This window comes from Vibrio sp. R12-SG2-ISO1 (genome assembly GCF_059834045.1).
Genome location: NZ_JCBDGO010000029.1, coordinates 60,348 through 75,417, shown reverse-complemented (window position 1 = coordinate 75,417; position 15,070 = coordinate 60,348). Strand labels below are relative to the sequence as shown.

Below are 15,070 nucleotides of genomic sequence, written 5' to 3'. Positions count from 1 at the left end.
GAACGCGCTTTCTCGCATCGAACAGAAAGCATGCAAGGGAAACACGATGAGACACACATTCACACCCAGTTTACTGGCCGCCGTGGTGGCCAGTGCCTTATCTGCGCCGGTAGCCGCAGATATTTTGCTCTCGCAATATGTCGAGGGAAGCTCAAATAACAAAGCCATCGAGATCGCCAATACTGGCGAGGAAGCCGTCACGCTGACTGGTTTCCAACTTGCCAAATCCACCAACGGCAATGGTGAGTGGGGCGCCACACTCGATTTGGACTCCGTCACCCTCGCGGCGAAAAGCGTGTGGGTGGTGGCGAACTCACAAGCCTATGCCGAAACACGAGCCGTGGCGAACGAAATCCACGGTATCACCAGCTTTAATGGTGATGATCCTATCGCACTGCTCTATGAGGGCAACGTACACGACATCATCGGTGTGATGGGCGATGTGAGCTTTGGTGAAAACGTCACCTTAGTGCGCGCCAGTGAAGCCATGACGCCCTCAAGCACTTATAACGCCAGCGACTGGGTGGCACTAGAAACGGATGACATCACAGGTCTTGGCGTATTGGATGGCGCTGAGCTGCCGGAGCCTTTTGCCTGTACTCAAGATGGTGCAGAGCCAAACTTTACCGACATTCAAACCATCCAAGGGGAAGGCAGTACGTCACCCTTTATTGATGGTTACCCATACATCACCGCTGAGAGTTATTTTGTCCAAGGGGTGGTCAGCGCCGTCACCACTGGGCTCACCAAAGGTTTCTACCTGCAAGCACTGAGCGATGATGGCAATCCGCTCACTTCCGAAGGCCTGTTTGTGTACACCAATCAGTCCAGCTCCGATCTCAATGCGGGCGATGTGGTATGTGTCAAAGGTCAGGTGCAAGAGTATTACAATCTCACTCAGCTTAAAGCGAACGACTGGGTGAAAACGGGCGAGCAAGCCGCGCCCGTGGCGGTCGATATCACGCCTATCGAGAGTGATCAGAGCTTTGCCCAAACGCTAGAGCGTTATGAAGGCATGCTCGTGCGCACCTCGGCTGAACTGGATATGCGTGTGACGCGCACTTTTGGTTATGATTACGCGGCGCGTCGCAACAATATGGTCTTGGCGCACGAGCGAATCAATATGCAGCCTAACCAAGTCTTTGCGGCTGGTTCGCCAGAGGCGTTAGAGCAAAGCGCAAGCAACGCGGCGCGCCGATTGTTTGTCGAATCGGATCAAAAAGCCGCGGATGGGCAGATCCCGTATTACGCCGATTTTGGCCGCACTGACGTCGACCAAGATGGCTCCACCGAGGACTACATTCGTATCGATGACACCGTCATCGGTCTAGAGGGCGTGCTGAGCTACAGCTACAACGAGTATCGCTTAATCGCGACCAACTCACTCAATGCGGAGAATTTTGTCCATAACGATCCACGCACCGATACACCCGAGCTGAAGCAAGGCGACTTGCGTATCGCGACCTTCAACGTACTCAACTACTTTAACTCCCCATTCGGTGGCGATAGCAACCCATTTGGCGACAATCGCGGCGCCAACAGCGCTGAGGAGTTTGAGGTGCAGGAGGCGAAAATCCTCAACGCCATTTTGCGTTTAGATGCCGACATCATCGGTTTGATGGAGATCGAAAACAACGGCTTTGGTGAGGGCGGGGCGATTCACCGCTTAGTGCAGGAGCTCAATGCGCGCATCGAGAGCAAGCGCGACCAATACCGCTATGTCGCGATTGACAGCAATGGCGACGGCAGTGAGGACGGGCAAGACTTTGTGGGCACCGATGCGATTACCACGGGTGTGCTCTATCGGCCGAAAGTGGTCAAGCTCAAACAAGCCCGTGTGATTGCCATGCCTTCTCAGCAGGCACCGGAAGTGCTGGATGACAACGGTAAAGTAATTGAAGACGGTAAGAATTACCAACGTGACTCTCTCGCGCCAACATTCAAAGTACGCGGCACCAAAGAGACCATTACGGTGGCCGTCAACCACTTCAAATCGAAAGGCTCTAAGTGCTGGGAAGACGCTGCGCCGATTGAGCAAGGCGGTCAGGGTGGCCAAGATTCCGATTGGCAAGGGTCGTGTGAGCAGTTCCGCGTCGCGGCGGCCGTCGCGCTGGGTGATGCGCTGCAGGCCATCAAAGGACACAAAGTCATTTTGGGCGACCTCAACGCCTACGGGATGGAAGATCCACTCTTGGTGCTGACCGATTACACCCCAGAGAAGTACGCGAAAACCATCACCGCGGCACGCAATACCGTGATCAATGGTGAGGAGCAGTTTGGCGATCAAGGTGCGGTGATCACCCACAACTACGGGTACATCAATGCAGTCGCGAAAGCGCATCCAGAGAGCTGGAGCTACTCGTACAATGATGAAGTGGGCGCGTTGGATCACCTGCTGATAAGTCCAAGCCTCAACAAACACTTTGTCGATGCGACCGATTGGCACATCAATGGTGGCGAGTCGACGCTGTTTGATTACAACCAAGAGTACAAAGGGGATCTGCCGACCTATCGCGATCACTACCGCTCGTCGGATCATGATCCAGCGGTGCTAGAGCTCAACATGGCAGGCTCGTTTGGCCTTGGCGCGTTGGCAGGCTTGTTTGGTTTGGCGTTATGGCGCAGAAGAACCCACTAAGGGTTCGCAACATCAACCTCATCACATCAACTTCTGGCCAGCGTTTGCTGGCCTTATTTTTGCGCTTTTCCCTTGCCTTTCTAGCATGGTGTTGCACAATACCGCCCCAGTGAAAACCAACCTGTGTGTCATCGCCACTCATGCTACTGATCATCGACAATTACGACTCGTTTACCTACAACCTCTACCAATACTTTTGTGAGTTGGGCTGCGAGGTGTTGGTGCGACGTAATGATGAGATCACGCTTGAAGAGATTGAGGCGCTGTCGCCAAGCCATTTGGTGATTTCCCCCGGGCCATGTACGCCCAATGAAGCGGGGATTTCCCTAGCGGCCATTCGCCACTTTGCTGGTAAGCTGCCGATTCTTGGTGTCTGCTTAGGGCATCAAGCGATTGCCCAAGCCTTTGGCGCCAAAGTTGTGCGTGCGCGTCAAGTGATGCACGGCAAAACCTCCCCCATTATCCATACGGGTAAGAGCGTCTTTAAAGGGCTCAATAACCCGCTAACGGTGACGCGTTACCATTCGCTGGTGGTCGAGGCAAACAGCCTACCGAGTGAGTTTGAGCTCACGGCTTGGACGACACTCGCCGATGGCAGCATGGATGAGATCATGGGCTATCAGCACCGCACTCTGCCGATTGACGCGGTGCAGTTTCACCCGGAATCGATCAAAACCGAGCAAGGGCATCAGCTGCTGGCGAATTTCCTGACGCGCATGGTTTAACGCGCATGATTGAATGCGCATAGTTTAAAACTGTCTTCAAATCGGTCAGCAAGCCGCGTGCAACACTCGTCTCTTTCCTAATGTGCTGAAAACCGCACTCAGATCACTTTTCTTAACATTTATTTCATAACTTGCCGTTTGCATAGCGATTGAAAAACTATTCGTTAGCCAAGTGGCGCTCTGGGCTCGCGCCTTGTTGCCTCTGGGTTAAACCCCTGCTTATCTTTGTTATAAGAATAAATTGCTTCATAAAAGGGGTGGCATCGTGCATAAATACTCAAGCTCAATAGGGTTTTGCCTCCTATGGTGCCTATAAAAAGAATAAATCACTATTGAAATGGTTAATTAATTGTAAATACAATGCTGTGATGGCTGATATGCAAAACATTCTGTTTTCTGTCTCTATTGGTAACGTGATAAGCGAACGTCGTGGGCGACACCAATGAACGAAGAGACTTTCAATGAATGAAGAGATATCCAATCAATGAAGAGATATCGAGCAACAGCGATCCAGTGAGCAGTATCGAGAGGGAAAGACGATGACAACTGAAGTGAACGTAGAACGCGGTCTGTTTGATGAGGTGATGGTGCCTTGTTACAACCCAATGGAGATGATCCCAGTGAAAGGCGAGGGTGCTCGCGTGTGGGATCAGCAAGGCAATGAGTATATCGACTTTGCAGGGGGGATTGCCGTGAGCTGCTTGGGGCATTGTCACCCTGCGATGGTGAAGGCGTTGACCGAGCAAGGTCAAAAATTGTGGCACCTGAGCAACGTGATGACCAATGAGCCAGCGCTGCGTTTAGCGAAAAAGCTGACCCAAGTGAGCTTTGCCGAGAAAGTCTTCTTTGCTAACTCAGGCGCAGAAGCCAATGAAGCGGCGCTAAAACTGGCTCGCCGCGTGGCAGCCGATAAGTTTGGCCCTGAAAAATCGGAAATTATTGCCTTTAAACAAGGCTTCCACGGCCGAACGTTCTTTACGGTAACGGTCGGTGGTCAAGCGGCTTACTCGGATGGTTTTGGCCCGAAACCGGGCGATGTTACGCACTTGCCTTACAACGATGTCGAAGCACTGAAAGCGCGCATCTCAGATCGCACCTGCGCCATCATGATGGAGCCGCTGCAAGGCGAAGGCGGCATTATCTCGCCAACGGACGAGTTTGTTGCGACTGTGCGCGAGCTGTGTGACAAGCACAATGCGCTGCTGATCTTCGATGAAGTGCAAACCGGCAACGGCCGTACTGGCAACTTTTACGCCTACCAAGGTTTGGGTGTGACGCCGGATATTTTGAGCACAGCGAAATCACTCGGTGGCGGTTTCCCGATTGGGGCAATGCTGACCACCAATGCGCTCGCGGAGCACATGAAAGTGGGCACGCACGGTTCGACTTACGGCGGTAACCCGCTAGCGTGTGCGGTCGCTGAGGCCGTGGTTGATATCGTCAGCCAACCAGACACATTGGCAGGGGTTGCCGAGCGTGAAGCCCTGTTCCGTGATGGTCTGAACAAAATCAATGCCAAGTACCACCTGTTCGACGAAATTCGCGGTAAAGGCCTACTGCTTGGCGCTGCACTGAATGAGCAGTGGCAAGGCCGCGCTCGTGATGTTCTGGTCGCCGCAGGTAAAGAAGGCCTGATGGTACTGGTCGCCGGCGCTAACGTCGTGCGCTTCACGCCATCACTGGTGATCACCAAAGAAGAGATCGAACAAGGTCTCGCACGTTTAGATAAAGCCATCGCAAGTTTGGTTTAGGTTTTGTGAGTGTCTAGTTTCTAGTTCCTAGTTCCTAGTTCCTAGTTCCTAGAGTGAGGTTTTCCTTTCTCTAGGAACTCGCCTCTAGGAACTAGGCACTGTTTTCTAGGAACTCGCCTCTAGGAACTAGGCACTGCTTTCTAGGAACTAGGACCTTACCTCTAGGAACTTATATCGCATCAGGAGGGAGTATCGATGCTGGTTGTTCGCCCTATTTCTATTTCGGACTATGACGCGCTGCACACATGCGCGGTGGAGTCTGGTCACGGATTTACTTCTCTACCCGTCAACGAAGAGCTGTTGACGAACCGCATTACCCATTCCGAATACAGCTTCGGCAAAGCCAATGTGACCGAGCCCGGTGACGAAGGCTATTTGATGGTTGGGTTTGACAGCGAGACGGGGGAAGTGGCCGGGTGTACCGGAATCGAAGCCTCGATTGGCTGGGATGTCCCGTTTTACTCGTACCACATTAGCACCATTGTTCACTCATCTCCCAAACTGGGCGTGAATAACGTGGTGAAACTGCTCACGTTTGGCAACAACTACACCGGATGCAGTGAGATTTGCACGCTGTTTCTCAGACCCAGTTTCCGTGGCGGGCTTAATGGTCGTTTGATGTCGAAGTGTCGTTTTTTGATGATGGCCGAGCATCCGCATCGCTTCTCGACAACCGTGTTTGCCGAGATGCGCGGTGTCTCTGATGAGAACGGCAACTCGCCGTTTTGGCAATGGCTGCAAGAGCACTTCTTCTCGATTGATTTCACCATGGCGGATTATCTTACCGGGATCGGTAAAAAAGGCTTCATTGCCGATTTGATGCCTAAGCTGCCGATTTACATCAACTTGCTCAGTAAAGAGGCGCAAGCGGTGATCGGCCAAGTGCACGAGAACACCAAGCCGGCGCTGCGCCTTCTAGAGAAAGAAGGATTCACCTGTCGCAACTATGTCGACATTTTTGACGGCGGCCCAACGGTTGAGTGTGAGGTGCGCAATATCGAGTCGGTGCGAGAATCGTTTCGAGCCAAAGTGAGCCTCTCTGAACACGCCAGTTCTCAGGACTACCTGATTGCTAACACCTCATTTGAGAACTTTAGAGCCACCGCCGCCAAAGCGGCGTACGACAAAGAGTCGGGTTCGGTCATCCTAGCGCCAGAGGTGGCGAACGCGCTGCAAGTCGGCGATGGTGACTATGTGCGTATGCTGGCTCAGTAATCGCTATCTCAGGAATAGTCAGCCCAGTAATGGCAGTAGAATTGGACAAGGAAAACAACATGACTCATTGGATTGCAGGAGAGTGGCTGGCCGGACAAGGCGAGCCGATGAATTCAACCAGCCCGTACAATGACGAGGTCATTTGGCAGGGTGACAGCGCGTCCAGCGCGCAAGTCGAAGCGGCGGTCAGCGCGGCGAGAAACGCCTTTCAGACGTGGAAAAAACTCAGCTTTGCGCAGCGCGAAGCCATCGTGCTGGCGTTTGCTGAAAAAGTGAAAGAGAGCAGCGAGCAGATAGCCGAAGTGATTGCTAAAGAGACCGGCAAGCCGTTGTGGGAAACGCGCACAGAAGCCGCGGCGATGGCGGGCAAAATTGCCATCTCTATTCGCGCTTATCATGATCGCACAGGCGAAAGTACCCGTGAAGCGGCGGGCAACCAAATTGTGCTGCGCCATCGCCCGCTGGGTGTGATGGCGGTGTTTGGCCCGTATAACTTCCCGTGTCATTTACCCAATGGTCACATTGTCCCAGCGCTGCTGGCGGGCAATACCGTGGTGTTCAAGCCGTCAGAGCAAACGCCGCTGACCGGTGAGCTAGCGATGAAGCTGTGGCAACAAGCCGGATTACCTGCGGGCGTGATCAATTTAGTCCAAGGGGGCAAAGAGACGGGCATTGCGCTGGCGGAGTCCAAAGGCATTGACGGCCTGCTGTTTACTGGTAGCGCCAATACGGGTCATCTGCTGCATCGTCAGTTTGCAGGTCAGCCAGACAAGATGCTGGCACTGGAGATGGGCGGCAACAACCCTATGGTCATCAGTGAGCACTACGGTGAGCTGGACGCAACGGTCTACACCATTTTGCAATCGGCCTTTATCAGTGCTGGGCAGCGTTGTACCTGCGCGCGTCGTCTCTATGTGCCTGTGGGCGACAAAGGCGATGCCTTGGTCAATCGCTTGGTTGAGGCCACACGCAAGCTGCGCGTCGATCAGCCGTTTGCAGAGCCAGCGCCTTTTATGGGACCACAAATTTCTAAAGCTGCGGCACACTTTATCCTCAACGCACAGGCGAACTTACAGAGCCTTGGTGGTGTGAGCTTGGTGGAAGCGAAAGCGGGCGAGGCGGCGTTTGTCACTCCGGGGATTATTGATGTCACGGCCATCGACGCGCTGCCAGATGAAGAGTATTTTGGCCCGCTGCTGCAAGTGGTGCGTTATCAAGGTCTTGAGCGCGCGGTTGAGCTGGCCAATGACACCCGCTTTGGTCTCTCTGCTGGACTGGTGTCCACTGATGATGATGAGTGGGCCTACTTTGTTGACCACATTCGTGCAGGGATCGTCAATCGCAACCGCCAATTAACTGGGGCGAGTGGCGATGCGCCGTTTGGCGGACCGGGCGCCTCGGGCAACCTTCGCCCAAGTGCTTACTACGCTGCGGATTATTGCGCTTACCCTATGGCGTCGATGGAAGGCGAGCACACCTTGCTGCCTGAGACGTTAAGCCCGGGTGTAGAACTGTAAGACGCACCTTGGGCTCGCTTGGAGCCCAAGGTGTTCGATTCATTGCTAGGTTTGTGATTAAGCCATTCTTTTAAAGAACTAGCTTTACGATTCAGCTTCACGATTAACATGGAGACGTTATGACGCCTGCTCAACTGTTCGATTTACTGTGGCAAGACTATATTTCTCGTCTATGCCCTCAAGCGGCCAAGGTTCATCAGCTTTTAGAAGAAGATGAGCCGCTGATCAATGACCATATTGCGCTGCGCACCTTTAACATCGCGCCGCTCGGTATCGAGACATTAGCTGCGCCATTTATTGCACTGGGTTACCAAGCGTGTGGTGATTATCTTTTTGAGAGCAAGCACTTGGTCGCCAAGCACTATGAGCACGCCGATCCGACGCTGCCAAAAGTGTTCATCAGTGAGCTGAAAGTCGAAGAGTGCTCAGCGCCTCTGCAAAGCATTGTCAGCAAGCTGGTGGCACAAGTGGAGGCATCCACACTACAAAGCCATGAGTTTTTGTATGCGGGCCGTTTGTGGGATCTCAGCTATGAAGATTTTCAAACCCTCGCCCAAGAGAGTGAGTACGCAGCATGGCTTGCGGCGCACGGCTATGGGGCTAACCATTTCACCGTAAGCGTTAATCAGCTCAAGGCATTTGACGAGGTGGCGGCGGTGAATGAGCATCTTCGCCAAGCGGGTTTTGTCATCAATGAGTCGGGCGGCGAAGTGAAAGGCTCACCAGAGGTACTGCTTGAGCAATCGTCCACCATGGCAGACAAAGTCGAGGTGAGCTTTAGTGACGGTACGCAAGTGATCCCAGGCGGCTTCTACGAATTTGCCAAACGCTATCAGATGAGTAATGGGGAGCTCTACCCAGGGTTTGTCGCGGCGTCAGCGGATAAGATATTTGAGAGTACGAATGGGTAGGGAGTGCCTAGTTGATGGGAGTGCCTAGTTCCTAGTTACTAGTTCCTAGAGGGGGCTGGTGAAATGGGTGATGGGTAGTGGGTGATGGTGCTAGGGCCTGGTAAATAAAAAGCCACCGCTGGTAGACAGGGTGGCTTTCTTATCTTTAAAGGTTTTCTCTAGGAACTCGTCACTAGGAACTCGCCTCTAACTCTTATCGCGTGCCGTAGACGACGATGGTTTTACCGTGGGCGGAGATCAGGTTTTGCTCTTCAAGCATCTTCAAGATTCGGCCAACGGTCTCACGTGAACAGCCGACAATCTGACCGATCTCTTGACGAGTGATCTTGATTTGCATGCCGTCTGGGTGCGTCATGGCATCTGGCTGTTTCGCTAGGTTAAGTAGCGTCTGCGCGATGCGGCCTGTCACGTCTAGGAAGGCGAGGTCACCGACTTTTTGGCTCGTCACTTGTAGGCGGCTTGCCATTTGCGCAGATAGACGCATCAGGATGTCAGGGTTGACTTGGATAAGCTGACGGAATTTCTTGAATGAGATCTCTGCAACTTCACAAGGTGATTTAGCGCGAACCCAAGCGGTACGCTCTTGATCTTCTTCAAATAGACCAAGTTCACCGATAAAGTCACCTTGGTTTAGGTAAGAAAGGATCATTTCCTTACCTTCTTCGTCTTTAATCAGTACCGCCACAGAGCCTTTGACGATGTAGTAAAGCGTCTCTGCTTTCTCACCGGCGTGGATCAATGTGCTTTTTGATGGGTACTTATGAATATGACAATGTGACAGGAACCACTCTAATGTTGGATCGGTTTGAGGTTTACCTAGAACCATAATATCTCACTTCCTCTGCAGGGTACGCTTGCCGCTTTCCATTTTTGTCGCGCCAGTAAAAGACGCGAAGCCTTGAACAAGGCTTTTTAGGATAAGAGCACTTATTCAATGCTGCAAGCCATCTTTGTTTCGGTTACAAATAGTAGCCTTTTTCAAAAGGGATTTCTTGATTTTAATCGTGTCAAGTTGGTGATTGTTTACGCAAAAATGTGCACATGATCACGGTATGACAAGTAAACGGGTCTTAGGACTGATCGCTAGCCAATTTTACCCGTCTCGATAAGCTGCTGTAGGATAGGTCTGACGATGAGCTCCATCGCAAAACTCATCTTACCCCCCGGCACGACAATGGTGTTGTGGCGCGACATGAAAGAGCCATCAATCATAGCGAGCAGATATGGGAAGTCGACCTGTTTGATGCCGCGCAGGCGGATCACCACGAAACTCTCATCCAAACTTGGGATGCCTTTAGCGTTAAGTGGGTTGGACGTATCGACGGTCGGCACGCGTTGGAAGTTGATGTGGGTGCGCGAAAATTGCGGGGTAATGTAGTTGAGATAGTCATCCATCGAGCGGACAATCGAGTCCATCACCGCTTCGCGTGAGTGACCGCGATCGCGCGTGTCACGGACGAATTTTTGAATCCACTCCAAGTTCACAATCGGCACCATGCCAATCAAAAAGTCGACGTGTTGGGCGACATTAACCTCACCATCCACCACGCCGCCATGCAGTCCTTCATAGAACAAGACGTCAGAATTTTCCGGCAAATCTTGCCACGGCGTGAAGGTGCCCGGCATTTGATTGTAGGGCACGGCTTCATCGAAGGTGTGCAAGTAGCGACGAATTTGCCCTGTGCCTTCATTGCCATACTGCTTAAAAAACGCAGACAGCGCAGGGAAGTCGTTCGCCTGCGGACCAAAGTAGCTGATGTGGCGTCCTTGCTCGCGCGCTTTGCGGATCTCGACATCCATTTCTGGGCGCGTAAAGCGGTGGAAACTGTCCCCTTCCACCCAAGCCGGTTTCACGCGCATCATGTTAAACATTTTGCGAAACGCTTCAGAGGTCGTGGTTGTGCCCGCACCGGAAGAGCCCGTTACGGCAATAATGGGGTGTTTTGCTGACATGACAAACCTTGTCTTATTCCTTGTCAAATGATGACCAATATAGCATGTTCTATTGATTGATCACGGTATGGCGTTTTTTAACGCACTGGAAATATTAAAACTTTGATTTGAGTTGAATATCCACGCTCTCATGCAGCTCTGAATAGACCACCACAGCTTCACCACTCACCAAGCTCTGACGGATCTGGGCGATTTTCTCGTCAAGAGAGATTTCCTGCTCGCCATAGTCCGTCCCTTCACGCAGTACAAATTCACGGATCAGGTTGTCTAGGGTGTCAGGAGCGATTTGTTGCCAAGGGATAATCATAGGGCCTCGTTGGTTGATGGGGGAGTTCCTAGTCGTCAGTGCCTAGTTCCTAGAGGGGTTCTAGGGACTTTATGCACTCGCGGTATAACGTACAGGGGAGAGCGCGATGGCTCTCCCTTGGTAAAATAATGGGCGATTTTTTGCCCAGTCTTGATTAAGTTTGCGAACTTATTGATGACTATATCTGAAAATCTTGTACTCAGTGAATAGGAGTTTATTGAGCGTAGTTTCAATGGTTGCTGAGTTCTCTAGTACACCGATGCTATCAGCGTAGTTCTTACTTAAATAAGTATTGTTGGCGATAGCATAAGCATCAAAATTACTGGTCAATAGAGCGTCCTCGACATCGCTGTTTGCTGCGCTTTCGACGAGCGATACTTCCACTTTATCAAGGGAAGAGTTCCAACTAGTGTCGATACCGTTATCAAACGACATGAGTGGTTGATATTGCTTTGCCGTCGCGTAGATACTTTGTCTTGTCGAGGTGTTATCGAGCGTAGATTGAACCAAGGTTCTTTGCAGGTCGAGGGATGCAGGTGGTGTGGTATCGTAGCCTTCAACGCAGTCCATGGTATATCCAGAACATCCAACTAAAGTGGGTGGAGATACCGTGATAACCGCGGGAATATTGCTATCTGTCAGTGTTGAAGATTCGTCTATTTCGACTGAAACATTTTGAGGTTGTTTCGTGTACTCAAAGTCCCATGATGAGTGGTCACCAGATACGTTAAGGTAATAGAGTGCGTCTAGGCTGTTGGCGTAGCTATACGAACTGGCTGATGCAGTATTGAGAGCTTGCCACAAAATCGCCCCAGTGCCTGAACGGTAAACGTTCAGATTCGCCTGATCGATGGTGGTCTCTGCTGAGGTATCAGGTGTCCAAACTAAACTGCTGTCATCAACATCATTGAGCTCGATTGGGTTTGCCGCTGTGCCAAGGTTAGCGGTGGTGACAAATTTGAACTTAAGTAATTCACCTGCGTTACAGGTTGTCGGCGTGGGAGTCTCGCGACAATATCTCGCGGCTAATACATCTTTTTTAGAGATGCTACTAAATTCAATCGGGCTATTTTGCGCACCGCTCACCTCTTCTTGCGCTGAGTGGAAAGCAAACCACCCATCTTGAGAATCACCGTCGTTAGATATGTGGCCGGTAAAATCTTGTGGTGAAGATTGGCTAGTACTGGTGATGCATGCGCTTTGTGAGGTCTCGCCTTTCGCATTGATATTAAAACTGGAGGGAATTAGTGACTTTTCCATTGTTAGGATGTCGTATCCGGTAAACCCAGCGGCCGTATTGGTCGCTACTATGCTTAGATAACCGTCTGATGGCACAACGCTCTGATTAAAAGTAAAACTACCATTAGACCAATTCGTATTGTTGTAACTTTGCTTTAATGAGCCATCCTCATTGTGAACATACACATTAAGGTTCTGTCCGGTTGCTTTTCTTGCCACCGTGTATTCTGTTGGATTATCTTCGTCATCTTGTCCATAAACAGCACAGTTGGAAACCGCGCTCTGGGCGACGTTTACAAGCGCGTAAAAGTTCAGTGTATATTTCGCTACTGGTTGTGGTGATGAACCTCCACCACTTTCCCCTCCGCCACAGCCTAGGAGCAGTAAAGGTAGGGCTAATACGCTCGCCTTTTTGGTTAAAGTCATCGTCAAAATCTCGCCTCAGAGTCAAAAGTGCATGGGTATAAGAAAGCAAAAGTTATGCCGTTGTACGGTATCGGAGCTTATTTATATTAATGGTGAAAGTGCTGATAAAAAAGCGCCGCCCGTGGGAGGCGGCGAGATTGGGTGAAGGCTTAACCGAGCATCAGTTGCCTGGGCGTTGATACCAAGGCGAGCGAGGGTCGGTGACATCAAACAGATCATATTGCTTGTTGAGCATTTGGCCACCATCACGAGTGATGGGCTCCCAACCTATGGTACCTCGGCCGGTACTTGGTTTGACCGTTACAAGATCAAACGGCACAGAGATGTAGAAGCCTTTGTTGTAACTGCCTTCGCCATACTCATCCGCGGTCAGGTCAGTGAAGGTGGCGTATGCACCGACAGTTACGCCGGATTTAAACTGTTTGGAGAAATCGACGCGCGCACCGATGTCACCGCCGAGGAATTGTCCTGCGCTGACTTTAAACAGGGTACCGTCAAAGAATTGCCACTGCGGCATATAGTAGCCCGTGACGTGGCCGGTAAAGCCTTGGTCAAGAACGTAAGCTTTACATCTCCAAGGATCGCTTCTTCCATCACAGTTATCGGCATCATACCCGCTGTAATAGAAATACTCATCGTCATAGACGCCAAACCAAGAGTTAGGATCTCGTTGGCTTACGACGTTGGCATCCACGCCCACTGCCCAGTTGGTATTTCTTGGGCGATAGAGCACTTCGCCGCCCACACCGGCAAACATCATCTCCAGGTAGCCACCGTACATTTGGGTGTAGATGTCTTGGGCGGGCTGCTCAAACCAGGTCAACTGCAAGTGGTTGAGACGTACTGGGTTGTCATGCACATACGCTCGGAACATGGTACGTACACGAGGAGTGGCGTGGTTGCGTATGTGTGGTGAGTTCTCGACGTAGTTAAACTTGTCGTAGTTGTCTATCAAGTTAAAGTAAATTGAACCACCAAATTCGATGTTATCCGTCAACCAAAGACTAGAACCGGCATTGAGTCCTAAACTGTATAGATAGAAGCCTTCTGGGCCACCTAATGATTGGGTTAGTTTGGGTTCGATGCCATAAGTCCAGCGTTCTTTTGTCGTCGCAAGGGGGGGTGAAGCATGAGAGCTATTTTGAGGCTCACCATGCTCAAAGGCATCGGGCACACTGGCATCGATAGAGAGCGCATTGGCCGCATGGGCAAACTCGGCACGATCAATCGTGGTTTGGGTTAACGGCACGCCATTTTTGGTCTCGATGACTTTAAAGGTCTCGATGGACGTATCCGCTTGATTATTCATGATGAGTGCACTGCGCTCGAGCGCTTCGTCTCGGTCACGATATTTGGTTTGCTCTGCAGTCAAGACAAGTACGTTTCCTTCCTTGTAGAGGCGATTTTGCTTGTAGCCGGCGTTGTTCTCTAGCTGCTGTGCCATCGCTTGCCAGTCGGTGTCTTGAGCGCTTGGCCTTAGCACACTTTGCGGCTTCTCCTCATCACGCCAGTTAGCGGCAATATCATTGAAGTTGGTGTAAATGTTCAAGCCCAGAGTGAGGGTGTCACCGCGCTGATAGCTGACCTTTGCGTCGGCCCAGTCACTGACGCGGTAGTTAAGGCCAACGTTCCATGGTGTGTGCTGAGGCATAGGTTTATTGCCTCGGGTGACCGGGAAATCTCGGCTGTAGTCATTCCCTTCGTATTCTACTTTTAGACGCAGTGGCTCATACGGGGTTTGGTACTCTAAACCACCAAAAAGGGCGGCTGGGCCTTTAAACCAACGTTCAAAATCGACACTGCCGCCATTATTTTTAAAGCTGGAGTCGCGGTCGCAAAATTTGTCACTTGCTTTGCAGAAAGGGTTAGTGACGTTTCCGCGCTCACCTAAATAGCCCCAACCCATACCGAATGTGACATCCAGTGGTCCAAAGCGTTTGGTGGCGGCGACGAACTCGCCATCAAATAGGCCGGTGCCACCAAAGTCTCTTACGCCAGCGGAGACTTCAGGCAGCCAATAGCTCTCTTCTAGAAGGCGAAGCTTAAAGTCGATCCCTTTATCGGTATAGAGGTTATCGCCACTGTACGCAGGGTTTGAGTTGTATAGCACGTCAGGCACGCGCGTATAACGAATGGTGGTCTCAAACCACGACATCAACTGCACGGTCGCGGTATAGTGGTAGTAGTCGTCGTTGTAATTGATGCCGAGGTTAAACTCCCCTTCGGGGGCCATACGCCCAGTCGGCACCTGCATCAGGCCAACGCCACCAAAGTCACTTTGGGACACCGCCCAATCGGCCTTTTGCCAATCTTGACTGGCGTGCAGCGCTTGGCTGACCAGTAGCGCACATGAGGAGAAGACAAACGTAGGTAAAGTGCGACTCATGG

11 protein-coding genes are annotated in these 15,070 nt (G+C 51.5%); 6 read left to right on the top strand and 5 right to left on the bottom strand.

Going from position 1 to position 15,070, the window contains the following annotated elements; all coding sequences use genetic code 11:
* The first annotated feature begins 46 nt into the window (after positions 1–46).
* The 6 genes from AC6R10_RS18425 (at position 47) to AC6R10_RS18400 (ending at position 8,757) form a co-directional block, all read left to right on the top strand.
* Positions 47–2,638: an ExeM/NucH family extracellular endonuclease gene (locus AC6R10_RS18425; protein WP_500673132.1), complete on the top strand. Its 2,592-nt coding sequence runs from the start codon at positions 47–49 to the stop codon at positions 2,636–2,638.
* A 140-nt stretch (positions 2,639–2,778) separates the two neighbouring features.
* Entirely contained in the window at positions 2,779–3,363 is a 585-nt protein-coding gene (locus AC6R10_RS18420; protein ID WP_500629864.1) for an aminodeoxychorismate/anthranilate synthase component II, read from the top strand.
* 539 nt (positions 3,364–3,902) lie between these two features.
* Entirely contained in the window at positions 3,903–5,114 is a 1,212-nt protein-coding gene (locus AC6R10_RS18415) for an aspartate aminotransferase family protein (RefSeq protein ID WP_500673131.1), read from the top strand.
* A 195-nt stretch (positions 5,115–5,309) separates the two neighbouring features.
* Positions 5,310–6,329: an arginine N-succinyltransferase gene (astA, locus tag AC6R10_RS18410; protein WP_500673130.1), complete on the top strand. Its 1,020-nt coding sequence runs from the start codon at positions 5,310–5,312 to the stop codon at positions 6,327–6,329.
* Between the two features lie 59 nt (positions 6,330–6,388).
* A complete protein-coding gene (gene astD / locus AC6R10_RS18405; protein WP_500673129.1) occupies positions 6,389–7,846 on the top strand; it encodes a succinylglutamate-semialdehyde dehydrogenase in 1,458 nt (485 codons plus the stop codon).
* 119 nt (positions 7,847–7,965) lie between these two features.
* Positions 7,966–8,757, top strand: a complete 792-nt coding sequence (locus AC6R10_RS18400; protein ID WP_500673128.1) for a DUF1338 domain-containing protein — start codon at positions 7,966–7,968, stop codon at positions 8,755–8,757.
* A gap of 193 nt (positions 8,758–8,950) precedes the next feature.
* Here the strand turns inward: AC6R10_RS18400 and crp are convergent, their stop codons facing one another.
* The 5 genes from crp to AC6R10_RS18375 form a co-directional block, all read right to left on the bottom strand.
* A complete protein-coding gene (crp, locus tag AC6R10_RS18395; RefSeq protein ID WP_004410522.1) occupies positions 8,951–9,583 on the bottom strand; it encodes a cAMP-activated global transcriptional regulator CRP in 633 nt (210 codons plus the stop codon).
* 257 nt (positions 9,584–9,840) lie between these two features.
* Complete coding sequence (locus AC6R10_RS18390; protein ID WP_500673127.1) at positions 9,841–10,710, bottom strand: phosphoribulokinase; 870 nt, start codon at positions 10,708–10,710, stop codon at positions 9,841–9,843.
* Between the two features lie 94 nt (positions 10,711–10,804).
* The gene (locus AC6R10_RS18385) at positions 10,805–11,017 is read right to left on the bottom strand and encodes a YheU family protein (RefSeq protein WP_500629854.1); all 213 of its coding nucleotides are present in this window, start codon (positions 11,015–11,017) and stop codon (positions 10,805–10,807) included.
* A gap of 168 nt (positions 11,018–11,185) precedes the next feature.
* Positions 11,186–12,682: an SH2 domain-containing protein gene (locus AC6R10_RS18380; RefSeq protein WP_500673126.1), complete on the bottom strand. Its 1,497-nt coding sequence runs from the start codon at positions 12,680–12,682 to the stop codon at positions 11,186–11,188.
* A gap of 160 nt (positions 12,683–12,842) precedes the next feature.
* Complete coding sequence (locus AC6R10_RS18375) at positions 12,843–15,068, bottom strand: YjbH domain-containing protein (protein WP_500673125.1); 2,226 nt, start codon at positions 15,066–15,068, stop codon at positions 12,843–12,845.
* Between the last annotated feature and the right edge of the window lie 2 nt (positions 15,069–15,070).